The organism is Nocardia sp. NPDC004278, assembly GCF_053602975.1.
Genome location: NZ_JBSGEQ010000044.1, coordinates 1 through 26,399 on the forward strand (window position 1 = coordinate 1; position 26,399 = coordinate 26,399).

At 66.9% G+C, this 26,399-nt stretch carries 23 protein-coding genes; 11 read left to right on the plus strand and 12 right to left on the minus strand.

Translation table 11 applies throughout. The annotated features are described in order from the left end of the window. Window positions 1–452: 452 nt before the first annotated feature. Window positions 453–1,046: a DinB family protein gene (locus ACWEO2_RS38485; RefSeq protein ID WP_452409871.1), complete on the plus strand. Its 594-nt coding sequence runs from the start codon at window positions 453–455 to the stop codon at window positions 1,044–1,046. Window positions 1,047–1,281: 235 nt separating this feature from the next. Here ACWEO2_RS38485 and ACWEO2_RS38490 read toward each other — a convergent pair whose 3' ends face one another. The 3 genes from ACWEO2_RS38490 to ACWEO2_RS38500 form a co-directional block, all read right to left on the minus strand. Continuing rightward, complete coding sequence (locus tag ACWEO2_RS38490) at window positions 1,282–3,300, minus strand: protein kinase domain-containing protein (RefSeq protein ID WP_452409872.1); 2,019 nt, start codon at window positions 3,298–3,300, stop codon at window positions 1,282–1,284. 72 nt (window positions 3,301–3,372) lie between these two features. Further along, window positions 3,373–4,059: a response regulator transcription factor gene (locus ACWEO2_RS38495; protein ID WP_355187907.1), complete on the minus strand. Its 687-nt coding sequence runs from the start codon at window positions 4,057–4,059 to the stop codon at window positions 3,373–3,375. Window positions 4,060–4,064: 5 nt separating this feature from the next. Next, window positions 4,065–5,453 carry a sensor histidine kinase gene (locus ACWEO2_RS38500; RefSeq protein ID WP_452409873.1) on the minus strand — a complete coding sequence of 463 codons (1,389 nt, stop codon included), beginning with the start codon at window positions 5,451–5,453 and terminating at the stop codon, window positions 4,065–4,067. Window positions 5,454–5,610: 157 nt separating this feature from the next. On the opposite strand from ACWEO2_RS38500, the gene ACWEO2_RS38505 reads away from it, so the two are divergent. From ACWEO2_RS38505 to ACWEO2_RS38515, 3 genes are all read left to right on the plus strand, one after another. Beyond that, window positions 5,611–5,967, plus strand: a complete 357-nt coding sequence (locus ACWEO2_RS38505) for a hypothetical protein (RefSeq protein WP_452409874.1) — start codon at window positions 5,611–5,613, stop codon at window positions 5,965–5,967. A 72-nt stretch (window positions 5,968–6,039) separates the two neighbouring features. Beyond that, window positions 6,040–6,756 carry an ABC transporter ATP-binding protein gene (locus tag ACWEO2_RS38510; protein ID WP_452409875.1) on the plus strand — a complete coding sequence of 239 codons (717 nt, stop codon included), beginning with the start codon at window positions 6,040–6,042 and terminating at the stop codon, window positions 6,754–6,756. Beyond that, on the plus strand, window positions 6,753–9,245 hold the full coding sequence (locus ACWEO2_RS38515) for an ABC transporter permease (protein WP_452409876.1): 2,493 nt from the start codon (window positions 6,753–6,755) through the stop codon (window positions 9,243–9,245). Before ACWEO2_RS38510 ends, ACWEO2_RS38515 begins: the two co-directional genes overlap by 4 nt. 171 nt (window positions 9,246–9,416) lie before the next feature. Here the strand turns inward: ACWEO2_RS38515 and ACWEO2_RS38520 are convergent, their stop codons facing one another. Further along, on the minus strand, window positions 9,417–11,582 hold the full coding sequence (locus ACWEO2_RS38520; protein WP_452409877.1) for a protein kinase domain-containing protein: 2,166 nt from the start codon (window positions 11,580–11,582) through the stop codon (window positions 9,417–9,419). 281 nt (window positions 11,583–11,863) lie between these two features. Here ACWEO2_RS38520 and ACWEO2_RS38525 point away from each other — a divergent pair, with 281 nt between their 5' ends. Beyond that, complete coding sequence (locus ACWEO2_RS38525; protein ID WP_355187824.1) at window positions 11,864–12,766, plus strand: serine hydrolase; 903 nt, start codon at window positions 11,864–11,866, stop codon at window positions 12,764–12,766. Here the strand turns inward: ACWEO2_RS38525 and ACWEO2_RS38530 are convergent. Continuing rightward, a complete protein-coding gene (locus ACWEO2_RS38530; RefSeq protein WP_452409878.1) occupies window positions 12,763–13,428 on the minus strand; it encodes a response regulator in 666 nt (221 codons plus the stop codon). The genes ACWEO2_RS38525 and ACWEO2_RS38530 overlap by 4 nt on opposite strands. 784 nt (window positions 13,429–14,212) lie before the next feature. Here ACWEO2_RS38530 and cyaB point away from each other — a divergent pair. Continuing rightward, the gene (gene cyaB / locus ACWEO2_RS38535) at window positions 14,213–14,944 is read left to right on the plus strand and encodes a class IV adenylate cyclase (protein WP_452409879.1); all 732 of its coding nucleotides are present in this window, start codon (window positions 14,213–14,215) and stop codon (window positions 14,942–14,944) included. Window positions 14,945–14,991: 47 nt separating this feature from the next. Here the strand turns inward: cyaB and ACWEO2_RS38540 are convergent, their stop codons facing one another. Continuing rightward, entirely contained in the window at window positions 14,992–16,224 is a 1,233-nt protein-coding gene (locus ACWEO2_RS38540; protein ID WP_452409880.1) for a sensor histidine kinase, read from the minus strand. 168 nt (window positions 16,225–16,392) lie between these two features. On the opposite strand from ACWEO2_RS38540, the gene ACWEO2_RS38545 reads away from it, so the two are divergent. The 3 genes from ACWEO2_RS38545 to ACWEO2_RS38555 are packed head-to-tail and all read left to right on the plus strand — an operon-like array spanning window position 16,393 to window position 19,118. Further along, the gene (locus ACWEO2_RS38545; protein WP_452409881.1) at window positions 16,393–17,160 is read left to right on the plus strand and encodes a hypothetical protein; all 768 of its coding nucleotides are present in this window, start codon (window positions 16,393–16,395) and stop codon (window positions 17,158–17,160) included. Then, window positions 17,157–18,611, plus strand: coding sequence for an alpha/beta-hydrolase family protein (locus tag ACWEO2_RS38550; protein ID WP_452409882.1), 1,455 nt, complete (start codon window positions 17,157–17,159; stop codon window positions 18,609–18,611). Before ACWEO2_RS38545 ends, ACWEO2_RS38550 begins: the two co-directional genes overlap by 4 nt. 60 nt (window positions 18,612–18,671) lie before the next feature. After that, window positions 18,672–19,118 (plus strand): SRPBCC family protein, encoded by a 447-nt coding sequence (locus ACWEO2_RS38555; RefSeq protein WP_452409883.1) that lies wholly within the window; start codon window positions 18,672–18,674, stop codon window positions 19,116–19,118. Window positions 19,119–19,188: 70 nt separating this feature from the next. Here ACWEO2_RS38555 and ACWEO2_RS38560 read toward each other — a convergent pair whose 3' ends face one another. Continuing rightward, window positions 19,189–19,776: a TetR/AcrR family transcriptional regulator gene (locus ACWEO2_RS38560; RefSeq protein WP_354955758.1), complete on the minus strand. Its 588-nt coding sequence runs from the start codon at window positions 19,774–19,776 to the stop codon at window positions 19,189–19,191. 107 nt (window positions 19,777–19,883) lie between these two features. On the opposite strand from ACWEO2_RS38560, the gene ACWEO2_RS38565 reads away from it, so the two are divergent. Beyond that, a complete protein-coding gene (locus ACWEO2_RS38565) occupies window positions 19,884–20,774 on the plus strand; it encodes an SDR family NAD(P)-dependent oxidoreductase (RefSeq protein WP_452409884.1) in 891 nt (296 codons plus the stop codon). 94 nt (window positions 20,775–20,868) lie between these two features. Here ACWEO2_RS38565 and gatA read toward each other — a convergent pair whose 3' ends face one another. Together gatA and gatC are read right to left on the minus strand one after the other, a co-directional pair. After that, window positions 20,869–22,356 (minus strand): Asp-tRNA(Asn)/Glu-tRNA(Gln) amidotransferase subunit GatA, encoded by a 1,488-nt coding sequence (gatA, locus tag ACWEO2_RS38570; protein WP_452409885.1) that lies wholly within the window; start codon window positions 22,354–22,356, stop codon window positions 20,869–20,871. After that, entirely contained in the window at window positions 22,353–22,652 is a 300-nt protein-coding gene (gene gatC, locus ACWEO2_RS38575; protein WP_354955764.1) for an Asp-tRNA(Asn)/Glu-tRNA(Gln) amidotransferase subunit GatC, read from the minus strand. The genes gatA and gatC overlap by 4 nt, the downstream gene beginning before the upstream one ends. 262 nt (window positions 22,653–22,914) lie before the next feature. Between gatC and ACWEO2_RS38580 the strand changes: the two genes are divergently transcribed. Then, window positions 22,915–23,565 (plus strand): amino acid-binding protein, encoded by a 651-nt coding sequence (locus ACWEO2_RS38580; protein WP_452409886.1) that lies wholly within the window; start codon window positions 22,915–22,917, stop codon window positions 23,563–23,565. Window positions 23,566–23,581: 16 nt separating this feature from the next. On the opposite strand, the gene ACWEO2_RS38585 is transcribed toward ACWEO2_RS38580, so the two are convergent. The 3 genes from ACWEO2_RS38585 to ACWEO2_RS38595 all read right to left on the minus strand — a co-directional run bounded on the left by ACWEO2_RS38585 (window position 23,582) and on the right by ACWEO2_RS38595 (window position 26,283). Further along, on the minus strand, window positions 23,582–24,091 hold the full coding sequence (locus ACWEO2_RS38585; RefSeq protein WP_452409887.1) for a GNAT family N-acetyltransferase: 510 nt from the start codon (window positions 24,089–24,091) through the stop codon (window positions 23,582–23,584). A 110-nt stretch (window positions 24,092–24,201) separates the two neighbouring features. Beyond that, window positions 24,202–24,546 (minus strand): hypothetical protein, encoded by a 345-nt coding sequence (locus ACWEO2_RS38590; RefSeq protein WP_452409888.1) that lies wholly within the window; start codon window positions 24,544–24,546, stop codon window positions 24,202–24,204. A gap of 492 nt (window positions 24,547–25,038) precedes the next feature. Continuing rightward, window positions 25,039–26,283: an AAA family ATPase gene (locus tag ACWEO2_RS38595; protein ID WP_452409889.1), complete on the minus strand. Its 1,245-nt coding sequence runs from the start codon at window positions 26,281–26,283 to the stop codon at window positions 25,039–25,041. Window positions 26,284–26,399: the final 116 nt, after the last annotated feature.

A 26,399-nucleotide genomic window follows, 5' to 3' on the forward strand; every position in this document is an offset into this window, starting at 1 on the left:
AGGCAGCGGTGCGCAGGGTGCTCTTGTCCTGGTCGGTCAGGGTGATGGTGACAGACATCTCGTGTACTCCTCGAAATCGGTTGTCGCACCGACCGGAACCATGTCGGTGCCGGTCGTTTTGTTCGATGGACACACTGTCGCCGGACCGACTGACGGCGACCTGACACACACCTGACACCCGCACTGACACCACGATCGGCCAGCAACGCGCCAGCCGACCCGCCGACGATCACCCGGCCCGAGACCGCTGTGGCACAGAACGTCCTATTGGTCGAGCCACAACCATTGAGTGGCAGGCAATCTCGCGGAACGCTTGCTCATGTCGACGTGTGTGTGATCAATCGTCTCCGTTGAACAGAGCTGACCGAGCAGATTGCGTCTCTCGAGTGGATGCTGTTGGCTGAGAAGGAGAATCAGTCGGGCCGGGAGAGTGTCCTGGCAGAGTGCTCGACATGACTGCCTTCGGCCCCAAAGCGGATCTGCACCGTTACCTGCGCTATGCCCGCGAAGCCATGCTGTGGAAGCTCGACGGCCTGTCCGAGTACGACGTGCGTCGCCCGATGACCCCAACCGGCACAAACCTGCTCGGCTTGGTCAAACACCTCGGCACCGTCGAGTTCGGCTACTTCGGTGACACCTTCGCCCGCCCATACGACGAACCCCTCGCCGAACACGACTTCGAGGCCGATCCCACGGCCGATATGTGGGCCACCGTCGAACAGTCACGCGAGGACATCATCGGGTTCTACCGTCGGGCCTGGGCGCATGCCGACGCCACGATCGACAGTCTCGACCTCACCGCGGAAGGCTCCGTACCGTGGTGGTCCGACGACCACCGGACCGTGACTCTGCACCAAATCCTGGTGCACGTGGCCGCCGAAACCCACCGGCATGCCGGACATGCCGACATCATCCGCGAACTGATCGACGGCGTCGCAGGCCTGGTCGACGACAATGACAACATGCCTACCAGCGACCCGACCTGGTGGCAGCAACATCGAGCCAAGCTGGAGAAAACCGCAAAACAGGCCGCCGGGCTGTGCTGACCGATGAATCCCAGCCTTCTTGAAAGCCGCTCATCGTCGATAGCCTTCGGCAACTGACGTCAGGATGGCTGCCCAGGACGTCTCGGCCCCTGCCCGTATCGATCGCGGAGGCTTGATCGGTCGACTTCATTGCGCCACAACAACAATCGACGTACGGGGGCCGGCTCGGCGACAGGTCTTCGGCGAAGGTTCCGAGATGGGCTCCTGGACAACACGCTTCGCATGGTGTGCTGTGTCAGTAGATGTAGACCACCGCATTCTCACCGCCGGTGCAGGTAACCAGTGGGCCGTCGGCGACGCAGTTCATGGTGTAGGTGCGGCCGGTGACCGGGCTGGTCGCGACGACCGAGCGCGATGAACGCGAGACATTCGTAGCGGCCGAGTCGGCGTAGGCCTGGCGGACTGCTTCGGCGAAACCGCAACTGGTGACCGAGGATCCGGTGGCCGATTGGGTGAAGGTGCCGGACACCGGTTGTCCGGTCGTGCAGTGCGTTGCGCCAGCGGGCAGGGTGACCGAGGTGGGGGCGGCCTTGCTGGTCGAGGTTGTCGGCGGTGTCGTCGAACCGGCGGTGGCGCGGGCGGCCGTGGTCGTCACCTGTGCACCTGCCTGGGCGTCCTTGGAATTCCCGGAGTCGCCCGAACCCATCAGCTGCCAGCCGATGGCACCGCCGACGGTGAGTACGACGATGACGAAGACGGCGACCATGATGGGCAGCACGATCGAGCGGTCGCGCCGTTGGTAGGTGTCCTGGCCGTAGTCGTCCTCGTACTCGGGCTCGGCATAGCCGCTGTGCGGCGGGTATTCCGATGCGGCCTGGTATTGCGAGGCGTGGTTGGGTGCAGCCGCGTGGGCGGGCCCGGGCGGCGGTTCGAACGGCGGTGCGCCCGAGAAGGGTTGCGGGATGCGGCGAGTCTCCGGAGCGGGCGAATACTGTTGCGCGCCGAACTGTTCCGGGTACCGCTGTTCCGGGTATCTGGCCTCGGGGTAGTGCGAATCCGGATACCGCATCGTCTGTTCGGCCTGCGACCTCTGCGCATATCGCGATTGGTCCGGATACTGCTCGGTCGGCGGGACCTGCGAGCCGCCCGGGTAGTCCGGCGACTGCGGATACAGCGTCTCCGGATACTCCTGAGGCTGTGGCGACTCCGCGTACAGGTGCGCGTCCGGAAACGGCCGCGCCGGCCGCGCGGTTCCGGGCGCGCCGTGCGGCGGCCGCGACGGCTGCTGCGGCGGCAATGGTGTGAACTGCAGATCGGCGGGCGAGACCACCGTCGGCCCGGTCGGATGGATGACCGCGGTGATCGACAACTCCCCCGTCGCGTCGGCGGGCACCGAATTGCGGTGCACCACAGCCTGATCCGACGGACCGCGGGCCGGATCGGGCGGACGCACGATCAGCGTCGGGGTGTTGGCGGCGGGCGCGGTGGCCAGCGCCGCCCTGGCCGCGCGGGCCAGATCGGTCGCGGTCGGAAAGCGATCGGCGGGCCTCTTGGCCATACCGCGGGCGATCACCTCGTCCATCGCGGCGGGAATGCCCGGTCGCTGCACACTCGGCCGCGGCGGCGGATCGGAAAGATGCGACCGGATCAGCACACTCATGCTCCCGGCCGGGAACGGCGTCGTCCCGGTGAGGCATTCGTGCAGCACACAGGCGAGGGAGTAGATATCGGCGCGACCGGTCACCGGGGCAGACTCGAAGCGCTCCGGCGCCATATAGGCATAGGAGCCGATCGCGGTGCCCGCCTGGGTCATGGCACTGTCGCCGTCGGTGTGGGCGATGCCGAAATCGACCAAGTACGCGAAATCCGCGTCGGTCACCAGAATATTGGCCGGTTTGACGTCACGGTGCACCAGACCGTCGGCATGCGCGGCATCCAGGGCAGCGGCGATCTGCTCGATGATGCCGATTGCGCGCTCGGCGCTCGTTGCCCCCTGACCGCGCAGGATGCCGCGCAGGTCGACGCCGGGCACCAGGCGCATATCGATGAACAGCACACCGTCGATCACGCCCCAGTCATGGATCGGGATGATGTGCGGTTCGGACAGCCGGGCGGCGGCCTGTGATTCGCGACGGAAACGCACCTGGTAGATGGGATCTCTGGCGAGCTCCTCGGACAGCAGTTTGACCGCGACCACGCGGTCTTTCACCGTGTCGTACGCCTCGTAGACCTCGCCCATACCCCCCTTGCCGAGCAGCGATCTCAGCTCATACGGCCCGAACCGACTGCCGACTCTCCATCCAGGTCCATCCACCCCGTCAATCCTCCACATCCCGGGCGAGATCGCCCACCACCATCGGCGGTCGTGCGCGATCGGGGCTGCCCGTCAACCTGTGGATTGTCCTGGTGCGACCACCCCGTGGTCAAACGCAAACACGATAGCGGCGGCCCGATCGCGCAGCTCCAGTTTGCCGAATATGTGTCCGACATGGCTCTTCACGGTCACTTCGGAGATGCCGAGTTCACGGGCGATCTCCGCATTGACGCGACCGCGTCCGATCAGTTCGAGCACCTCGTACTCGCGCGCGGTGAGTTCGGCGAGTCTGCTGTCGTCGCGGATGGCGACGGGACGCACCGTCCGGTATGCCGAGAGCACCCGGCCGGTGACCGAGGGATCCAGCCAGGCGCCGCCGACGGCGACCGTGCGCACCGCGCGGATCAGATCCTCGGCGGGCGAATCCTTGAGGATGAACCCGGCCGCCCCGGCGCGCAGCGCACCGGAAAGCAGCTGGTCGTCATCGAAGGTGGTGAGCACGAGCACCGGTGGCGCGCCGTCGCGCGCACGCAGCGCGCGGGTCGCGTCGATACCGCCGACGCGCTTCATGCGCAGGTCCATCAGCACCACGTCGGGGCGGCTGGCCGCGATGGCGGCGGGCACCTCGTCGCCATCGGCACATTCGTTGACGACGAAGCCATCGCGCCGCCGCAGGATCCGGCGCAACCCACCGCGCACCAGCTCCTGATCATCGACCACCAGAACGGTGACGGCATCCTCGCCACCGGCCGCAGACACCGAGGTCACGCACCCTCCCCCAGCACACCGTCGCGCCGAATGGCCTCGGCCTTGTCACGCATCGCACTGGCCGCTCCGTGGATCATGTCGGGCACCGGGCACGACGACGTCGCCCAGCTCCGCGCACCGCTCAGCGGGAATTCGGCCCGCACCATCCAGCCGTCGTCATACGGTCCGGCCTCGATGCGGCCGCCGAGCAGTTCGGCGCGCTGCCGCATACCGGACAACCCCATCCCGCCGCCCAGATCCGGTGGCAACCCCTTGGGCAGCGTGTTCGTCACGAGGAGCCGGGCCACCGTCGAGTCCACCTCCAGGAACACGGTCGCGGTCGCGCCGGGCGCATGTTTGATCACATTGGCCAGGGATTCCTGGCCGATCCGGTAGAGCGCGAGCCCGACGGCGGCCGATACCGCGGTCAGATCCTCGACGCGGGAGTAGCGGACATCGAGTCCCGCGCCTGCGAAATCACCGACCAGGTCATCGAAATCGCGGATGCCGGGCTCGGGCAGCAGTTTCGACGGCCGCGCGTCCAGCAGGCCGATGGTGCGGCGAATGTCGGCCATGGCCTGTCTGCCGAGTCGTTCGGCGTCGACCAGTGCGTCCACCGCTTCGTCCACATCGCGATCGGTCTGCAGTGCGTGCCGGGCCGCGGTCAGATGCAGCAGGGTGATACTCAGCGAGTGCGCGATGACATCGTGCACTTCGCGGGCGATCCGGCGGCGCTCCTCGTCGGCGGCGCGGGCGGCCCGGATCTGTTGGCTCTGGCGCTCCTGATAGAGGAATTTGCGCTGGTACTGCAACATCACACCGACCAGCCAGCCGAGTGCGATCCCGATTGTGTACATCTGGATCCCCTGCAACCGCTCACCGGTCACACTCCACATCAGATGCCCGGCCGCGTCGAAGGCGGCCAACTGCAATGCCGCGACCACTGCGAAGAGCGCACTGAAGCGTTTGCGCACGATGGCCGCGACCTCGCCGACCATCACCACCAGGATGAACGGGGAGAAATCGGCCGATACCGGTTGGGTGAGCAGGATCGCCGTCGCGGCCAGTCCGGAGAATGCGAGCAGGATCGGGCTCGGGGTCACACCGAAAAAGCAGAACAGCGGCACCGAAACGAAGACCAGAATCACCGCCAGGATCGGCAGCACCGTCGGAAAGTAGTGGTGCCGCTGGATGGTCGCGCCGACGCTGACGAAGACCAGGGCCGCGTCGGCGCTGATCATTACCGAGGGCGGGTAGTCGAACGGCAGGTCTTCGAGGTTGCGGCGGATGACCGCGATGGGATTGTGCAGAAAGGCCGCGAACCGATCCCGGATGCGCCCACTCTCCCGGAACGGTATCGCCGGTTGGGCGCCCGCCGACAAGCCGATGGCGTGGATCACATCCATCCTGTAAGGCTAACCGCCAGATCGGGCCCGTTGCATCGTGCCGGGAACGGGTCGGGACTCCTACCGCGGTAGGAGATCGATTCGCGTCCCTGGCACGAAGACACCTTATTTTTCCGTCCGTAGCGTGGGATTCACCAATCACGGAAGGCCGAACGCCATGTCCGATCATTTCGAGCGACCTGCAAGCAGTCGCAATGGCTGGGAGGACCAGCACCGCCGGACCGAGATCGTGCGCACCGTGCTCGCTCGCGCGGCCGTCGATCCGGCCAGCCCCGACCTGTTCGCGGACATCCCGGAACTGGACCGGCTGTTCGGCGGACCGGAAGGCCTCTTGCTCGCACTGCGCTATCGGTGGAATATCCATCTCGACGCGAAATTGGATCAAGCGCTGCTGCAGGGCCAATCCGCGGTCGAGGCCTATCTCGAACTCGCTGCCGAGCAACCGGCGCTGCGTGCCGTTCTCGACGCGCAATACCGACGCCAGGACCGGGCGTCCGAGGCGATGGCCCGATAACGCGTCGCGCGGCACGCGCTGCGCAACAATCGAGCGAGTTCGAACACGTGACGAAAGAGGGTGGGGACCGCGATGCCGGACTTGGCCATGCTGGAACTGACGGATATCACCAAGGAGTACCGCGTCGGCGAACAAACCGTGCGCGCGCTCGACAGCATCAGCCTGCGCATCGAATCCGGTGAATTCACCTCGATCATCGGACCGTCCGGCTCGGGCAAGAGCACACTGCTGCACCTGCTCGGCGCACTCGATACCCCCGACGCCGGGTCGATCCGGTTCCAGGGCGAGGAGATCGGCGGCCTCGACGATGAGCGGCAGTCCGAATTCCGGCGCCACCGTGTCGGTTTCATCTTCCAGTTTTTCAACCTGCTGCCCACCCTCACCGCCTGGGAGAACGTCGCGATTCCGAAGCTGCTGGACGGCACCGGATTGCGCAAGGCCAAGCCGCGCGCGCTGGAACTGCTCGACCTGGTCGGGCTCAGTGAACGCGCCGCACATCGTCCCGCCGAGTTGTCCGGTGGGCAGATGCAGCGGGTCGCGGTGGCGCGGGCGCTGATCATGGATCCGCCGCTGATCCTGGCCGACGAACCGACCGGCAATCTGGATTCCAAGACCGGCACGGCCATCCTGAAACTGCTCGGCGATATTGCGGGCAACGGCAATTCGGTGGTGATGGTGACCCACGATATGGGCGCCATCGAATACTGCGACCGGGTGATCACGTTGCGCGACGGACAGATCGGCGCCAATGACAAGGTCGATATCGCCGAGCGGGCGGTGCGTGCATGATCGGCGCGGTGTGGGATCGGCTGCGACTGTTCAATATCGGAGAACTGATCGCCCATCGTGGCCGCACCTTCATGTCACTGACGGTGATGGCCATCTCGGCATCGCTGCTCGTCGCGGTGTTCAGCATCTCCGGCTCGGTCACCGGATCGGTGGACCGGCTGACCCGCAGCCTCGGCGGCAAGGCCGCACTCGAGGTCACCGGGATCACCGACGCGGGCTTCGATCAGCAGGAACTGCAACGGATCGCGAACACACCCGGTGTCGACAAGGCGGCGCCGATGTTGCGCGCGCAGGTCGGGTCCGGCGCGGATAAGGCGCTGCTGATCGGCGCCGACGCCAACATCGCCGCACTCGGTAGTGAATTGGGCGGGCCGATGGCCGCGCAGGCGGGCAAACTGCTCACCGTGCCGAACGGTGTCCTGGTCGGATCCGGCATGGGGCGCGCCGAGGGCGAACAGTTCCCGCTCGGCTCCGGAACCGTCACCGTCGCAGCGGTTCTCGACAAGAAGACCTCCGAGCAACTCAACGGCGGCCATATCATCGCCGCCCCGCTCGGCCTGGCGCAGAAACTCACCGACCGCATCGGGCGGCTGGACTCGATTCAGATCATCGCGGCCGATGGCACCGATGTCGACCAATTGCGTGCCACCCTGACCAAGGTGGTCGAGGGCCGCGCCGTGGTCGCCGATCCCGGGCTGCGCACGGCACAGGCCGGCGGCGCCATCCAGATCGTGCGGTACTCGACGCTCATGGCCTCGGCTGCGGCACTTATCGTTTCGGCGTTCCTGATCTACAACGCCATGAGTATGGCCGTCGCCCAGCGCAGGCCGGTGTTATCGATGCTGCGGGCCATCGGCGGCAAGCGCGGGCCGATGGTGCGTGATCTGCTCGTCGAGGCGGCGCTGCTCGGCGTGCTCGGCGGTGTGGGTGGCTCGGTGGTCGGTGCCGCCATCGGCGGCGTCGCGATCAACAGACTTCCCACCGCCATCATGCAGTCGGTGGAGGCGCGCACCGAATATATGGTGCCCGGGTATGCAATTCCGGTGGCGATCGGCGCCTGTGTGCTGGCCAGCGTGCTGGCGGCCGCCATCGCAGCACGCCAGGTGTACAAGGTCGAACCGATCGAGGCACTGGCACCGGTGGAGGTGGCGCGCGCCGATACGACGAGCGCGGCACTGCGCTGGACCTCGATCGTGCTCGGCCTCGGCCTGATCGTCGGCGCGATCGCCATTGCCGAGGCCGATCTCGGCCGCGTATCGCTGGCGGCGATCTCGATGTCGTTCGCCGGGGCGGTGGCACTGTGCTTCGCCGCCACCGGGCCGATCGTGCGTGCCGCCGCGGTGCTCGCCGGATGCTTCGGCGCACCGGGCACGCTCGGGGCCACCACCCTCGAACGCGCACCGCGGCGGGTGTGGGCCACCGCGATGACGGTGATGATCGGCATATCCGCCACCGTCGCGATGGGCGGGGGCTCGCGCAATATGGTCGATTCGGCCACCGCTTCGTTCGCTGGGTTCGGCGATACCGATCTGTTCGTCAGCACCAGCTCGATGGAGCAGTTCCCGACGGGGCCATTGCTGCCCAGCGGATTACGCGAGAAGATCGCCGAGGTGCCCGGCGTCGAGGAGGTCGGCCCCGCGCAGATGGCCTTCGCCACCCTGGGCACCGGGCGGGTGATGCTGCAGGGCTATCCGAGCGAGGCGAACGAATCCGAGACCGGTTCGGTGCGTCGAGAAGTCATGGCCCACTTGGCCGCCGGACAAGGTGTGGCGATCTCGCGGGATGTCGCACGATCACTCGACGTCGGCACCGGGGCCGAATTGACCCTGCCGACCCCGACCGGCAATCACACCGTGCGGGTGCTGGATGTGATTCCGTACATCTCGGCCATCGCGGGTGTGGTGGTGATGAATCTCGACCAGATGCGCGCATGGTATCAACGACCGGGTGAAACCGTGCTCGCGGTGCATTTCCAACCGGGCGTGGACAAGTCGGCGGTGCGGGCCGCCGTGCGGCGGGTGGTGCCGGCGGATATCCATGTCGACACCGGCGCGCAGGCGGTCGTCGCCATCTCCTCCAGCCTGCGGCAGGGTACGGCGCTCAGTTACGCCATTCTGTGGATCGTGGTGTTGGTGGCCACCGTGGCACTGCTGAACACCCTGATGCTCTCGGTGCTGGAACGCCGTCGTGAACTGGGCGTGCTGCGAGCCATGGGAACCAGCCGCAAATTTCTGCTGCGCTCGGTCCTCGCCGAAGCCGTCGGCATCGGATTCATCGGCGCGGCAATAGGTCTCGTGGCCGGTGCGGCAATCCAGTATCTGGCGACCGTCGCTATCGGCCACGCCCTGACCATCGACATCGTGTACCAGCCGAGCCCGATCCTGCTGGTCTACGGCACCGCTGCACTGGCCTTGGCGCTGCTCGGGTCGATTCCCCCCGCATTGCGCGCCGCCCGCATGCCGATCGTGGAGGCATTGGCGGTCGACTGAGTTCGATCCGGGCTGCCGGTGTGCCCAATGGCGTGCAGGCAGCCTATTCGGCTGTCCGACAGGCGATTATCGTTGCGCTGTGTCGCGCGATGAGCGCTTCCTTGGTCGACCAGGGCCGAGCATTCGAGGTTACGCGTATTGGAAAGCCCGATTCAGTTGTCCGACAAGCGATTACAGCGGGGCTGCGGCCCACCAGGCGGTGAGGGCGTCTTGGGCCGAGGTGGTCGGGGGGATGGTCTGGGCGGCGCCAGAGGTGCCGTAATTGCTCACGTAGACCAGGAAATTCGAGCGGGCGGGGTCGGATTCGAAGCTCACCACCAGTTTTGCGGTGTGGTAGAAGGGCTGTAGTGGGCCCGGCGGATCCTCGACTGTCCATCGGTGGGTGTTGACCGGGACTCCGTCCTTCTTCTCCGCGGTCGCGACATTGGCGGGTAGGGCCTGGACCACGGCGCGTGCGTCGGCGACGGAGCCGTATTCGAGGATCGTGTAGCTCATCTGGGTGGTGGACTGCGTCTCGCGATGGCATTCCCACGCGCCGACCCATGGACTGGATTTCAAAGGTTCGTCCTGGAGCCGCAATTGATCGCCGGGCTTCGCGGCGAAACAGCGGGCGTCTTGATAGGCCGCACCATGGCTGTCCTTGCCCTGCGGCACCAGGTTCGGGAACAGCTTGCGGCTCTTCGCCATGGCATCGGGCGCGGCGGCCGTCGCGGTGGCGGTGGCGGCCGGTGGCGGCACCGCGGCATTGTCCGGCTCGTCGGACCGCCAGCCGACGGCAACAAAGGTGCCGATGACGGCGATCACCGCGACCACGATCGCGCAGGCCATCCAGCCGAGCAGCACCGCCGTACTGCGGCTGTGCTCCGGCATCGGATGGGGGCCACCGCCATTCGGCCCGAATGGCACCACAGACGGCGGCACGGCACCGGGCGGCATCGGCGGACCCGCGGCAGGTGGCGGGCCCTGGGTCGGTGCGCCATGCGAGCCAGGAATCGGCGGCGCCTGAGCGGGCTGGCCCTGCGCGGGCGCGGCCTGCAAGGGCGGCACTTGCGACGGCTGGCCCTGCGCGGGCGCACCTTGCAGCGGACCCCCTGGTGCCGCCGATGCTCCAACCTGCGGCGACGCCTGAAGCGCCGATGCCGCCGAATAAGCCCCGGGCTGCGCTGCCGCCTGCTGTGGCGCCGGATAGGCCCCGGCCTGCGGCACCGCCCCGGCACCCGGCTGCGGCACCGCAGGGGTACCCGGCTGCGGCGGCACCGCCTGTTGCGCCGGATAAGCCCCGGCCGGCACCGCCCCAGACTGTGGCGGCACCGGATAGCCCGCGACCTGCGGTGGCGCGCCATATCCGGCGGGCCCGACGGCTTGCGTGGACGGTACGAACGCACCCTGGTCCGCGGGCGCACCGAATGCCGGTGCGGGCGAAGCGGATCCGACGGGATTCGGCAGGCTCGCCGGGTACCCGGGGACGGGATAGCCGGGATGCACCGGAACATTGGCGACCGGCGGCGCGGTCAATGCCTTGCGCGCTGCGGCGGCGAATTCGACACAGGTCGCGTACCGATGCTCGGGACGCTTGGACATCGCCTTGGCCAGCACCCCGTCCAGCGCCGGATTCAAACCTTGCCGCCGGGTGGCCAGCGGCGCAGCCAGATGCTGCAGGTGCCCGCGAATGATGTCGTTGGGATCGGGCGCGTCGAACGGGGCCATGCCGGTGAACAACCAGTACAGCGCACACGCCAGGGAGTACTGGTCGGTGCGGTTGTCCAGCTTGGCGCCGGTCATCTGCTCGGGCGAGGCGTAGGACAGAGTCGCGCTGAACATCCCGGTCTGGGTCAGGTGCGTGGAATCCTCGCGCAGCCGGGCGATACCGAAATCGGTGAGGAAGACCCGCTCGCCCTGCCCACCGCTGGAACGGGCCAGCAGGAAGTTGGCGGGTTTCACATCCCGATGCAGTACTCCCATGCCGTGCGCGTAATCCAGTGCGGCCGCGACGCCCTCGATGATCTGCACCGCCCGCTCCGGCGGCAGCGTCATCGGGTCGACGGTCGCCGCGTCGACGCCGTCGATGTACTGCATGGAGATCCAGAGCTGGTTGTCCTCGGAGCCGCGGTCGTAGACGGCGACGATATTCGGATGGTCCAGATGCGCCGCCAGATCGGCCTCCCGCTCGAACCGCGCGCGCACCTCGGCGTCGGCGAACAGCTCCCGATTCAGCAGTTTCAGCGCCGTCTGCTTACCGAGGCGGGGGTGTCGGGCCAGGTACACCGAGCCCATACCACCCTGTCCGAGCAGCCGCTCCACGGTGAACCCGGCGAACACCTCACCGCTGTTCAGCAACGCGACCCCCTTCAGGTGACTGCGGCCCCCGGACATCGGTCGTCCGAGCACGTAAACAGAGTTGTGAGCCTACCGGGTAGCCCGTTGGCCACGCCGTTTCGAATTCTCCGCGAAAATCGGCGAAACTATCAACAGGGCCGCAGCGCCGCGTCAGTTGTCCCGATGGACCGACGCTGACGGCCCGACGTCCGGTCACCGACCGGACGGGTGTAACGAGGATGTTTTTTGCACCGCCGATGGAACAACGGGTGTCATGTTGTGGTGGTGGGGAGGACACGGCGGTGAGGTCTACGAAAACGATGGCGAACTACCGGGTGATGCTGCGCGGTGCGGCACTCACCGCATTGCTCACTCTTACCTCCTGTTCGCTGTTGCCCGGCACCCACAGCGCCCCTAAGGAACCGACGCTACCCGTCGAACGGCCCGGATCCTGGCATCCGGGCTGGTCGATTTCGCGGCCCGATTCGCTGGCCGCCGATTTCACCCAGCTACAGCCGAATCTGCCGGGCCAGGTCGGGATGGCGATCATGCCGGTCGGCGGCGGCCGGATGACCATCTTCGGCGACTGGACCTCCGGCATCGCCTGGTCCACCATCAAGGTCCCGCTGGCCATCGCGGCGCTGCGGCACGATCCGACCGGTGCCGCCGAATATGCGCACGAGGCGATCACCGTCTCGGATAACGATGCGGCCGAGGCGCTGTGGCAGTCCCTCGGCGACGGTGAAGAGGCCGCACAGGCCGTCCAGGAAGTCTTGGACGAAGCCGGTGACGCGCTGACCAATGTGTCCGGTCCGAAGACCAGCCTGGACTACACCGCATTCGGCGCCACCGAATGGACACTGGCCAATCAGGCCCGCTTCGCCTCCCAGTTGCCGTGCCTGCCCGAGACCGACACCGTGGTCAGCCTGATGGAGCAGATCACGCCGGAACAGCGATGGGGCCTCGGCACGATCGAGGGCACCGAATTCAAGGGCGGCTGGGGCCCCGACGACGACACGGGTGTCTACACCGTCCGCCAGTTCGGCTTGGTGCCGACCCGATCCGGCCTGGTCGCGGTCGCCCTTGCCGCACAGGCGGATACGGGCACCTTCGAGGATGCGACCGCCCTACTCGACCGGCTGGCCCGGCTGCTCTCGCGGCACCTCGACGATCTCAACGGCGGTAAGTGCCAGAAGCCGCGCTAGCCCGGGGTGACCAGACCGGATTCGTAGGCGAGCACAACGGCTTGGGCCCGATCTCGTAGATTCAGCTTCGAGAACACCTTGGAGACATGGGTTTTCACCGTCTGCTCGGCGACATAGAGGGATTCGGCGATCTCGGTATTGGACATCCCTTTGGCGATCAGCTCCAGCACCTCGCGTTCGCGCGGAGTCAGCGCCGCCAGCACGGGCGCGGGTTTGGCGCGGGCCGCGGTGCGGCGGCGGGTGACATCGGCGATGAGCCGCCGGGTGACCGTCGGCGCGAGCAGCGCCTGACCGTCGGCGACCACGCGCACGGCCCGTACCAATTCCTCGGCAGGTGCGTCCTTGAGCAGGAATCCGCTGGCGCCGATGCTCAACGCCTCGTAGACGTAATCATCGATATCGAAGGTGGTCAGCATGAGCACCCGCACCGGCGGATCGAATCCGGCGGCCAGAATCGCGCGCGCGGCGTCGAGTCCGTTCATCTCCGGCATACGCACATCCATCAGCACCACATCCGGACGCAGCCGCTTGGCCTCGGCGACGGCGACCTTCCCGTCGGGCGCATCACCGACCACGCTGATATCGGATTGGGCGGCGAGCAGGGCGCCGAATCCCTGGCGCACCATGGCCTGGTCGTCGGCGATCAGAACGGTTATTGCCACCAGGACAGCCTAACCGCCTCTCCGCGTACTCCTGCCATACGAGTCGGGCGCCGCGTGCGTCACATCCAGCCCCTACGTCAGGTAGACGGCAAGTTCTGGGCGTACCCGGTGAGTCAACCATGTGCTTGCGAATAAGTGGCCGCAGGTCACGGCACCAACGGTACCGTCAGACCTGCGGACACTTCGTATCAGCCCGCGTGACGATTCCGCTTTACCGGCAGGATCCGATACTCGATCCATCCCGCCCTTCCGTTAGATCGTTCCGCGTGAATTCTCTCGAGCCGTAAAGAATTCCGCCCAATACTCTCGACGGATCGCATCCCACAACTCTGACAGTTTCGGGAACCGCTCACGCATCTCCGCCAAGTCAGGGGCAGTCGCGAGCACGGCAGCCGAAAACAAACGTCGCGTCTCGGATTCGTTACCCACCAGCATTATTCGAACACGATGCTGATCGAGTAGCCAGTGTGCGACCCAGCCGTTCACTTCCGTGCAGCGCTCGCTCATATCAGCCCCTCGAAAGTTATTGATTGCCTTCGCCGCCGGAAGTATTCGCGTTCGGGGTAGGTGATGCCAACTCCGAAAGCTTGCTCAACACTTCGCGAATCGTCTGTGCCGTCGGCCCGCTGTGCATGCTCGGCTCACTGTCCAGTGGCGGGAACGCGAGCCCCCGTGCGGCAGCGCGCTCGCGTGGGCTCGAAGTCTGCGGCGCGAGTCGGCCCGCGTCCACCAACGTGCGGTACGCTGCCGCTTTCCATAGGCAGTAGGTGACCCGGCAGGCGAGATGACGTTGCATCTGCTTGTGTGCCAGTTCGACATCGGCGTTGTCTCAGACCTGCGAGGGCGTCACGATCACGGTGCTGTTCATCACGCCGCCCCCGATTCGATCGGTGCCGGGTACACGAGCCGTGTCGAGCGCGACCCGAATCGTCTGAAACAATTGGAGCCGAGCATGATCGAAGCAGAATACAAGGCGAAGCTCACGAACCCGGATTCGGTTCGAGCGAGGCTGAAGGAGCGGGCCGAGGCCGAGAACGTGTCCTATTGGGATGTTTATTTCGACACCGAGGACAATGAACTTGCACGAGCTGATCGAGAATTTCGCCTCCGAACCATCAGCGGCGCGGGCGAGACGCGGCATCTGCTGACGTTCAAGGATTCTGCGGTCGACGCCGCAACAGGTTCCAAGCCTGAGTTCGAGACCGTAGTCGGCGAGCGAGAACCACTGGAAGAGATCATCGCGCACCTCGGGTATACACCCATGATCGAGCTGACGAAACACTGTGAGAACTTCCGGTTCGCCAGTACCGGCCACGAGCTGCTGGCAACCGTCGTGACGGTCCCTGAGATCGACGGCACGTTCCTCGAGCTGGAGACGCAAGCCACCGAGGAGGACCTCCACGCGGCACTGGCCGAACTGCGGACGGTGCTGGCCGAACTCGGTGTGTCAGAAGACCAGCTGACCACCGAACTCTACACGGATGCTGTTGCGGCAGTACGCAATCGACCGAAGTGAATCAGAGTTGCCCCGTAGCCATTTCGGGGCGCACCTGCGTTATGCCCTCACCGGTCCGCCGCATTTGCGACTGCGGCGGCCATCGACGGGTCGGGCACCGACCCGGATGCCGGAGTGATCGGCAGACGTGCCTGGACTTCGAACCCGCCATCCGCCCGAGGACCAGCGGACACCTCCCCGCTCACCGCCAGTGCGCGGGCCCGCATCCCGGCCAGGCCATGGCCGCCATTGCCGACCGGGCGGGCCACGGTGGCGCTGAGATCGTTGCCGACGCTCAGATGCAGTGCGTCGGTGCCGATCACGACCGATACGCGGACCGGAGCGCCCGGCGCGTGCCGGGAGGCATTGGACAGCGATTCCTGGACGATCCGGTACAGCGCGAGGCCGACCGAGTCCGGAACCGGATCCAGTAGCCCATCGATGGTCCAGTCGATGCGCACACCGGCGCGGCGCGCCGCCTCGAACAGGCCGAGCACATCCGCGGCCTTCGGCTGCGGCGCGTGTTCGGGTAGTTGACCGTCGCTGCGCAGCACGCCGAGCATGCCGCGGATCTCGTTCAATGCCTCGCGGGCGGTCGCGCCGATGGATTCGAACTCCGCGCGGGCGGCCGGGGTCACACCCTCGACCCGATACGGCGCGGTCTGGGCCTGTACCACCACCAGGGACATGTGGTGGGCGACCACATCGTGCAGGTCGCGGGCGATGCGGGCCTTCTCCTCGAGAATGGCGCGCCGGGCCCGCTCGAGCTCGTTCTCCTCCTCCTGAGCCAGCAGCTGTTTGCGCGACTGCACCAGCCAGCGCACCAGCATCGCGAACAGCACGACCGCGGCGAAGGCGATGGGCCAGGCCCAGGCACCCCCGGAGAATCCGCCGCCGTCACCGGACATCGTCGCGGCCAGCAGCAGCGAGGTCGCGCCCCAGGCGACGGCGACGATCGGCACCGGTGCCCGCACGGCCACCGCGAACAGCAGCACGAACAGGCACAGGATATGCACGACCTGAATCGGGAGATCATTGCCCGGCTGATGCGGTATGGCCAGCGCGATGATCAGCGCCGAACCCGCGGATATCGCCCAGCCGAGCGCCGGGTTGAGCCGGATCAGCAGGACCGGGAAGGCCGCCAGCGCGGCGATGAACGGCTGCACCGCGACCGGGACAACGTGGGTGACGTGCAGCGTCGGCCACGCGACGGCGTAGAAGATCACCGCTACGAGCACGGTGCACGCGTCGAACCACATTCGCGCATTCATCCGCTTGACCCGGGCACGCCGTTTTTCCATGTCTACGACAGTAGGAAACCGAGCGGTCCAGGTCCTCATACCCACGGGTGAAATCCGCGCCAGTACTGCAGGGGGAGCGGGCGCATGCGCTCACCCGATGGCACGGCCCGGGAAACCGCACCCCGGCGTGAGGTGGTGCGGCGGCCCGGATTTCTAGCGTCGAGCATTATGAGCACACCGAACACCGCCAGGCTGGCCGACGCCGGGGCGCACGATGCCCGAGCGCAACCCATCGCCCGACGCTGCGCCGCATTGACGGCGGCCGCGCTGACCACCATGGCAGCCACCGTTGTGCTGGCGCCCGCGGCGCACGCCGCCACCGTGCACCGGCCGATGGAAAACGCCGCGGCCGGTGCGGCGGTTGTCGACCTGACCTCGGGTGGGCCGGGTTCGGCCGCCGCGATTCCCGCCGATTTCGTGGACCGGTTCGGTTATCGGCCGACCGTCGTCGACGGGCTGCTGGTGAATCCGAATGGGGACTGCTCGTCACCGGTGACATTGCCCGCCGAATTCGAAACTGCTTGTAAGGCACACGATCTGGGCTACGACCTGCTGCGCTACGCGGACGAGCGCGACGAGCCGCTGGCCGGTTGGGCCAGGCAGGACCTCGACGCGACACTGGCCACGCATATGCACGAGGCGTGCGCGAGCCGCGACGACGCGTTCTCCCGCGCTCGCTGCAATGCCATGGCGAGTATCGCGTACACATTCGTCGATCTGAATTCGCGACGGCAGGACTATGGGGTGCCGGTGCTCGAATCCGTACTCGGCGCGGAGAGTTCCGAGAGCGGCGGCGGGTGGCTGGCATGGTTTGCCGGGGTGGTCGGGCTCGGGGTGGTGCTGGCTGGTGTGCTGCCGTCCGTCAGGCGGCGGGCCGAGGTTAGGACACCGGCCAGATTTTCGAATGACATTGGCGCACAGGGGGTTCAGGCATGAGCACGTTGACGACGACCAGACCGGCCGCCACCGCTGCGAATGCCGTCGGGACGGCGAGTCCGAATGGCCGGTCACCTCGATATAGTCGTTGGAAGAGACTGGCTGCCAATCGGTTTCACCGCGCGCTGCAGCCACGCATTGGCACGACGCTCGGCATCGGACTCGGCACAGCCATATCGCTCGCACCCGGTCTGCTGCCGCGCACTCCGAGCGCCCAGGCGGTGCTGACCGGGCTGCTCGCCGCCGTCGCGCTCGGCATTGCGGGTGTTCTCCGATTTACCTTGCGGTACTGGGATTTCGACATTAACCGTCGCCTGATTCGGTGTCGGAGACCGCTGCTCGGTCTGACCGCGATCGCGATCCTCGGCACGGCCGCGAATGCTAGTCATTGGCAGAACCAGTTGCGCACGGCGATGGACACGGCGCCAATCGGCCCGGGGTACTGGCTGCACTGGGCGGTGATGTCGGCGGTGATCGTCGGCACTGTGACCGGAATCGCACGCGTCACCCGGTGGATCGCGCGGCAACTCGGCTGGGCGCGCGGGATCGCGGTCACCGCGGTCGCGGCATCGGTGCTCTATCTCATCGGCGTACCCGCGGTGGTGGACTGGCGGCGCAGTGCCTATGCCACCGCCAATGCGACGATCGATCCCGAACTGGTGCAACCGGTTTCCTATACCCGCTCCGGCAGCGCCGAATCGGCCATCAGCTGGCCGTCGCTGGGCGCGGAGGGTCGCAAGTTCGTTTCCGGATCGCCCGCCGGACCCGTCCGGGTGTATGTCGGACTCGACTCCGCACCGGATCTGGATTCCCGTGTTGCTCTCGCGATTGGGGAACTGGAACGCTCCGGCGGACTGGAACGCTCGAATATCGTCCTCGCGGTACCGACCGGGTCGGGATGGATCGATGCGAATGCGGTCCGCGGCTTCTACGAACGCTTCGGCGGTGACGTCGCCCTGGTCGGCATGCAGTACTCCTATGCCCCGAGCTGGGTAACCTTCCTCTTCGGCCGCGACGATGCGATCGCCTCGGCACGTGCGCTGTTCGCCGCAGTGCAGCGACGCATCGGCACACTCGAGTACAAGCCCCGGCTCTACGTCTATGGACAGAGCCTCGGCGCGCTGGGCGGCAGCTCGATCTTCACCGACGACGCCGACCAGGACCGCCGCACCTGCGCCGCGCTCTGGGCGGGTCCGCCCGCCGGTCAGGTGCATCATGCGGGGGCAACAGTGCTGGCCAATAGCTCCGATCCAGTGGTGCACTGGTCGCCGTCGCTGCTGTGGCGGGCACCCGAACTTCGCGATGTCCGGGTGGATGCCCCAGTCCCGCAATGGCTTCCGGTTGTCAGCTTCCTGCAGACCAGCGCCGACCTGCTCGCCGCACTGCACGCGCCGCCGGGCCACGGCCACCGCTACGGCGCCGATCAAGGCACCGCCATGGGCACTTGCTGATCGGCGACTGCGCAGCTCGGAGGCTTGATCACCCTTAGAACTTGTTCTAGTTTACTGATCATGTCCTTTGTCATCGATGCCACCGTCGAGATCGACGCCCCCGCCGAACTGGTGTGGCAGGTGATCACCGACCTCCCCCGCTACGGCGAGTGGAACCCCTTCTGCATCGAAGCCCGCAGCACCCTCGTCCCCGGCGAACCCATCGACATGCTGGTCGCACTGTCCGGTTCCAGCCCGCGACGCCAGCGCGAATGGATGGTCTCGCATACCCCGGACACCGAATTCAGCTACTCGATGAAACCGGTCCCGCTCGGCACCCTGCACAGCCTGCGCTCACACCAGGTCACCCCGCTCGGCCCGGACCGCACCCGCTACGAATCCCACTTCGAACTCGCGGGTTGGCTGCACCCCCTCGTGGTCGCCCTGCTCGGCAAGAACCTCCGCCGCGGCTTCGCCGATATGACCGAAGGCATCCAGCGACAAGCCGAATCCCTACGCGCCCACTGATCTCCATTCCGTCGCGATGTACCAGTCATGATCCGTACCCCGCTCGGAATCCGAGCGGGGTACGGGCGCATCAGGGCGCGAGGTGGGCCAGGGCGGCATCCAGAGCGGCGTCGGCATAGTCCTCGGTGAGGCCGGGCAGGCCCAGGGTCCAGCGGCTCTGAATCGGGCCGAGGAGCAGATCGATGGCGATATCGGGGTCCAGATCGGCGCGGAGTTGGCCCGCCCGGACGCCCGCGGCCAGGCGTTCGGCAATGGCGGCGCGCTGCGGGAGCAGAAGTCGCTCGCGATAGGCGGCGCCGAGTTCCGGATCCTGCTGGATCTCGACGTACATCGCGCGCAGGAAGGCCTCGAAACTCGGATCGGTGAGTTCGGCGATCGCGCCGCGGACCAGCTCCCGCAGGTCCGCACGGATGTCGCCGGTGTCCGGAAGTACGAGACCGTCCGGGCCGGAATAGAGTTCGAGCATCGCGTCGAATACAACAGCACCCTTCGACGGCCACCAGCGGTAGATCGTCTGCTTGCCGACTCCGGCCCGAGCCGCGATGGCCTCGATGCTCAGCTTCGCATAGGGCAGCTCGCGGATCAGTTCGGTGGCAGCGGCGAGGATCGCGGCGCGGGCGCGTTCGCTGCGCCTGGCTGCGCTCGGTGTTTCGGCCATCTCGAGACCATATCAAAAACGAGACGCAACGTCTCGTCTTGACAGGATCGAATCGGCTTGGCATCTTTGCCCAACGAGACGGAGCGTCTCGCGACGAAAGGATCGATATGACCAGAACTTGGTTCATCACCGGCGCCAACCGCGGACTGGGGCGCGCGTTCACCCTCGCCGCGCTCGCCGATGGCGACCGCGTTGTCGCGACCGCTCGCGATCCGCGGTCCATGGCCGATATCGACAGTGACCGATTGACGGTGCTGCCCTTGGATGTTCGCGACCGCGACCGCGCGATCGCCACCGTAGATCGGGCATTCGCGATCGCCGGCGGTATCGACGTGATCGTGAACAATGCCGGATACGGTCTGGTGGGCGCGGTCGAGGAACTGACCGAGGCCCAGATCCGCGCCCAGATGGATACCAATTTCTATGGCGCGCTGTGGGTTTCGCAGGCAGCGGTACCACACCTGCGCAAACAGGGGTCGGGACACATCGTGCAGATCTCGACGGTCGGCGCGGTGGGCAGCCTGCCGCTGTTCAGCATGTACAACGCGAGCAAATGGGCACTGGAGGGTTTCGGCGCAGCACTCGCGGATGAGCTGCGCCCCTTCGGAATTCACGTCACGCTGGCACAGCTGGGCGGCTTCGACACCGATTGGGCGAAGTCGAGCATGAAGTTCGCGACGGCGCTCCCGGCGTACGACGAACTGCGCAGTGGCATCCTCGGCATGCCGGACTACCCGGACCCGACTGCGCCGCCGGTCACCGCCGAAGCGACCGATCTCCAGCCAGCAGGCCACGGCGAAACCACGGCCGATGCCGCTGCCGAATGGGTCGAGGCGGCACCGGAAGTCGCCGCGGCGGAGTTGATCGCGCTGGTGAACATGCCGAATCCGCCGGTGCGCAAGGTAATCGGACCCGGTGCGCACCAGATGGTGGCGATGGCACTGGATCAGCGGCGTCAGGACTATCTGACGGATCCGGAATTCATCTGGCCCGCCTAGCGGCTATCGAGCGGTAGATAGCCGCACTGAGCGCCCGGTCCCGTCGAAATCCGAGGAATCGAGACGAGACCGGGCGCTCAGGCCATATGCGCCGTCAGGCGACCGGTCCCCGCGCCGCCTCGTACGCCGCACCAACGCGGTACAGCCGATCATCGGCGAGCGCGGGCGCCATGATCTGCAGACCCACCGGCATGCCATCGTCCTTGCTCAACCCCGACGGCACCGACATGGCCGGATGCCCGGCCAGGTTCGTCGGCAGGGTGCACAGGTCCGAGAGGTACATCGCCAGCGGATCGTCGACCTTCTCCCCCAGCTTCCACGGGGTGAACGGGCTGGTCGGGGAGATCAGGACATCGACCTGCTCATAGGCCCTGTCGAAGTCCCGGGCGATCAGCGTGCGCACCTTGAGCGCCTGACCGTAGTACTCGTCGTAGTAGCCGGCCGACAGTGCGTAGGTGCCGATCATGATGCGGCGCTTGACCTCCGGGCCGAATCCGGCCGCACGGGTGGCGGCCATGACCTGCTCGGCGCTGTGGCTGCCGTCATCGGCGACGCGCAGCCCGTAGCGCATGGCGTCGAAGCGCGCCAGGTTCGAGGACACCTCGCTCGGCAGAATCAGGTAGTAGGAGGCCAGCGCGTATTCGAAGTGCGGACATGACACCTCGACCACCTCGGCGCCCAATTCCTTCAGCACCGCGACCGCCGCATCGAAGGATGCGATGACGCCCGGCTGATAGCTGTCGGAGTGGAGTTCCTTCACCACACCGACTTTCACGCCGCGCAGATCGCCGGTGGCGCCCTGACGCGCCGCGGCCACCACCGGTGGCACCGGCACATCGCGGGAGGTGGAGTCGCGCGGATCGTATCCGGCGACCACCTCGTGCAGCAGTGCGGTGTCGAGCACGGTGCGACCGCACGGGCCGCCCTGGTCCAGCGATGACGCGCACGCCACCAGACCGAACCGGGAAACAGTGCCATAGGTCGGCTTGGTGCCGACGGTCGCGGTCACCGCGGCGGGCTGGCGAATCGATCCGCCGGTATCGGTGCCGATCGCCAGCGGTGCCTGGTGCGAGGCCAGCGCGGCCGCCGAGCCGCCGCCGGAGCCACCCGGAATCCTGGTGGTATCCCACGGATTACGGGTCGGGCCGAAGGCCGAGTTCTCGGTGGAGGAGCCCATGGCGAACTCGTCCATATTGGTCTTGCCGAGGATCGGGATGCCCGCGGCGCGCAACCGGGCGGTCAGCGTCGCGTCGTAGGGCGCGACCCAGCCCTCGAGAATTTTCGAGGCGCAGGTGGTCGGCATATCGGTGGTGGTGAAAACGTCCTTGAGCGCCAACGGAACTCCGGCCAGCGGCGAGGCAGGCGCATCGCCAGCGGCCAGCGCGGCGTCCACCGCGGCGGCCGCGCTCAGCGCCTCGTTCCCGGCCACATGCAGGAATGCGTGGTACTCGCCGTCGACGGCGGCGATCCGATCCAGATGCGCCTGGGTGACCTCCACCGAGGTCACCTCGCGGCCGTGGATCTTGGCTGCCAGTTCGGCAGCCGACAGCGCGGTCAGGTCGCTACGCGATGCTGCGCTCATTCGCCTTCTCCCAGGATCTGCGGAACCACGAACCGCTGGTCTTCGACCGCAGGAGCGCCCGACAGCGCCTCCTCCGGGGTCAGGCACGGAACGACCTGATCCGGACGCGTCACATTGGTCGCCGGATTCGGCGACGCGGTCGCGGGCACATCGGCGGCGGCGACCTCGGAGACGGTCCGCACGTGACTCAGGATCGAATCCAACTGACCGGCGAACTGATCGAGTTCGGCTTCGGACAGGGCGAGCCTGGACAGCCGGGCGAGGTGTGCAACCTCGTCGCGGGAGATGGCGGGCACCGCGGACCCCTTTCGGCATGGTTTGAGCTTGGTGAACGGCCACCGAACAGCCTAGCGACCATCTATTGCACAATTTTCACAGGAGCCGGGCGTGCGACGACACACCCCACCCACTAGCGTGACACGCCGCATCCGCGCGAACTCGCGGTGTGGCATCCGTCACTGGCCGTACTTCGAGTCGATAACCGGGACTCGGGGGTGTAAGTATTGCGTGACCCGGGTATTCGTTTGAGAGCCTCGGCCGCCAAGGAAAGGAACGCGCGTGTCATACCTGCTCCGCGTGCAACTTCCGGATCGACCGGGAAGCCTCGGTGCGCTCGCACTCGCACTTGGTTCCGTCGGCGCCGACATCCTCTCCCTCGACGTGGTCGAGCGAGGCGCGGGTTTCGCGGTCGACGACCTCGTCGTCGAGGTGCCGCAGGGTGCGCTGCCGGACACCTTGATCACCGCCGCCGAATCGATCGGCGATGTGCACGTGGACTCCATCCGGCCGTACTCCGGCGTACTGGACACCCATCGCGAGCTCGAGCTGATCGACCAGGTCGCCAGCGCCCGCGACGACCGGCTGCAGGTGCTCGTCGAGGGTGTGCCGCGGGTGCTGCGGGTCGGCTGGAGCACCATTATGGATATGGGCCCGCAGGGTGCCTACCGCGTGGTCGGCAGCCAGTCCGCGCCGCAGACCCAAGCGGGTTCGGCCCCGTGGATGCCGCTGGAGAAGCCCGCCGTCCTCGATCCCGAGGCCGATTGGGTGCCGCAGATCTGGCGCGATATGGACACTAAACTGGCGGCCGCGCCGCTCGGCAATACCGGCAAGGTGCTGCTGCTCGGGCGACCCGGTGGACCCGACTTCCGTCCGTCCGAGGTCGCGCGGCTCGGTTACCTGGCAGGCATCGTCGCGACTACGCTGGGCTGAGCCCGCCCGCGCGGCATCAGGCCGAAAGCTCCAAGCGCAGCACGGTCAGCCACTCTCCCGCCTCGGTCGTCCAATCCCGTTCCGGCGCAGGGACGAAACCGAAGCGGTCGTAGATCCGCCGTGCGTCGACCATGGCGGGCATGGTGGTAAGTACCACGGCGTCAAAGGATTCGGCACGGGCCAGTTCGATGACGGTGCGTATCAACGCCGTTCCCGCGCCAAGGCCGCGCGCCGATTTCGACACGGCGAGCATGCGGAACTCCAGCTCACCCGGCCGGGCGATCTCGGCATAGGGTGTTCCGGGCCGGGCGACCGCCAGCGCGCCGACCACCTGGTCGCCGTGCACGGCGACCAGCACCTGGGCCGCGTCGGCGCGATGGGCGATATCGGCGAGTTGGGTGACATAGGGGCTACCGGCGCGCACATAACCTTCACCGACGTAGACCTGCACCGTCAGGTCACCGACCGCGTCGTACTCATCCGGCCGAGCAGTTCGAATGACGAGCTCGGTGTCCTTCGCATCCATACCGGCATCCTCCCACCGGCCCAGCAGTCGCACGGCAACAACCCGATCGAGTGGTCTTGCCGCCCAGGCCGCCGACTCCGCCGCGGCCGTTGGTCGGGCCTGCGACCAGGTCAGGAACCGAGCCCCGGACGCGCGCCCGGGTGCGAGAGCTGCCAGCGTTCGGGTTTGCCGGACGGATAGACGACCGGGATGAGATCGCCGATGGCAGGCCAATCGTTCACATCCCAGGCCATACGGCCGTAGACCACGGTGCCGGGCGCCGACGGGCCCGTCAGATTGCCGGTGATGGTCACATACTGCACACCGGTCGCATCCGGCCGCGGACTCACCCCGGTGACATAGAGCGTCCCCGACTCCGGATTCGCCACCCGAAACCCGTTACGCCCGCGCAGGTAGATCATGAGCATCGCCACCAGCGCGCCGACGACGATCACCAGCATCGCGAACTGCACCATGGCACCCATGCTATTGGTCCGGACGCGCACCCCGTCGGCGCTGCTGGATGTCGCAGCCGACCGATGCACAGGCCCGTCGGGCGATCGTGGCACCGCCAGGCGCTCACAGCACGGCAGGCGGTCGCAGCAGCATCACGCGGTCCGCAGCACGGCACGCACCCACAGCACGCCTGGCGCTCACAGCACCATCACCCACCCACAGCACGTCACGCGCTCACGACACGTCACACGCTCACGACACGTCACACGCTCACAGCACGTCACACGCTCACAGCACGTCACACGCCAACCACACAGCACACGCTCACAGCACCGTCACGCGACCACACAGCGCGGCACGCGCTCACAGCACCATCACCAGCCCAGTGGGCACACGCCCACCGCGCGGCACACGCTCACAGCACCATCACGCGACCACACAACGCAGCACGCGCTCACCGCACCATCACGCGGTCGCAGCAACGGCCGCGACCGACGACGTGCTTCGGCGGACTACAGCGCGGCGAGCTCGCTGGCGCCGTCTTCGGTGCGACGGATCTGCCAGACGGCGGTGCGGGTGCGCTGTGAGCGTCCATTCGCCCGATCGATCAGCGCGCGATTGTTCGTTGTGAAGATCAATTGCGCACCACGGGAATTCGTCTCCGGATTCTGGAAGAGCTGGATCAGCCGGTCGGTCTCCTCGACCGGCAGCTGCGCGCCGATATCGTCGATCGCGAGCACTCGACCGGAGTCGAGCGCATCGAGCATGGTCGGCAGCAGCCGCAGCATCGACAGTGTCGCAGCGGATTCTTCGGTGATATCGAAGGCGGCATCGATCCCGGCGTGTACCAGGCCGAGCCCGACGCCGCGGCGCTCGACCATCCTGGTGTAGAGGGCATCGCGCGCGGCCTCGAGATTGCCGAGCTCGCGCGCGAGCATGATCTCGGTGATGCCGTTATCCCGCAGCAATTGGTCGGCGTGCCCCGGCGAGGTGGCGCAGAGTTGCACCTGTTCGGCCGTCCCCGCGATATCGGCGTCGAGTTCGCGCAGATAGTCCGCGTACATCGGATCGGGTTCGGCGATCAGCAGATCGGTAATACCGAGTTCGGCGGTGCGCAGCAGCATGAGCAGTCGAACCGCATGATCCGGTGCGGCGGAGAGATGACTGCCGAGCCGATGCGCCACCGCCGCGGCATCGACGGCACCGTGCTGCACCTCGAGCATCGCGGAGAACCACCGATACGCGGGCACCAGCGCCTCGGCATACATCTGCCCGGCGAGACTGAGCAGCAACGCATTCGGGCGCACCAGCGGTAGCAATGCCGCGATACCGTAGCGTGCGGCCTCGAACATCGGGCCGATCTTGATCTGTTCGCCATTGCGCTCGAAGACGATTCGCTTGCGCGAGCGGGGATGGGTGTAGAGCCATTCGGCCGTCACATCCGCATTGTCCAACCGGAACCCGTAGGTGTACGGCACGCCCTCGGCGACGAAGCCGGCCACGAATTCCGAAGGGCGATTCGGGAATCCGCGATGCGGCGCGCGCACCGGCCCGGCATACGGATCCCAGCCGGTCACCGAATTCAGCACCGCGTCGCGCATCTGCCCCAGGGCATCGATCAGGTTCGTCTTGCCCGCGGCACTCGCACCGTGCACCGCCGTCACCGGCACCGCGACCGGACCACTCCCCCGGCTCAATCGCAAGTCCTGCCGTTCGGCCAGCGATCTGTGATTCGTCACCTGAAAACTGCGCAGCATCCCGCCATCCTGTCGGTTTGCCCGCCCATCCGCGACACCGCCACCCGCGCGGCGCGCCGCGATAGTCGCCGCTCGACGCCTTCGCACGGGCTTCGACCGGACAAATGCGCATGTCA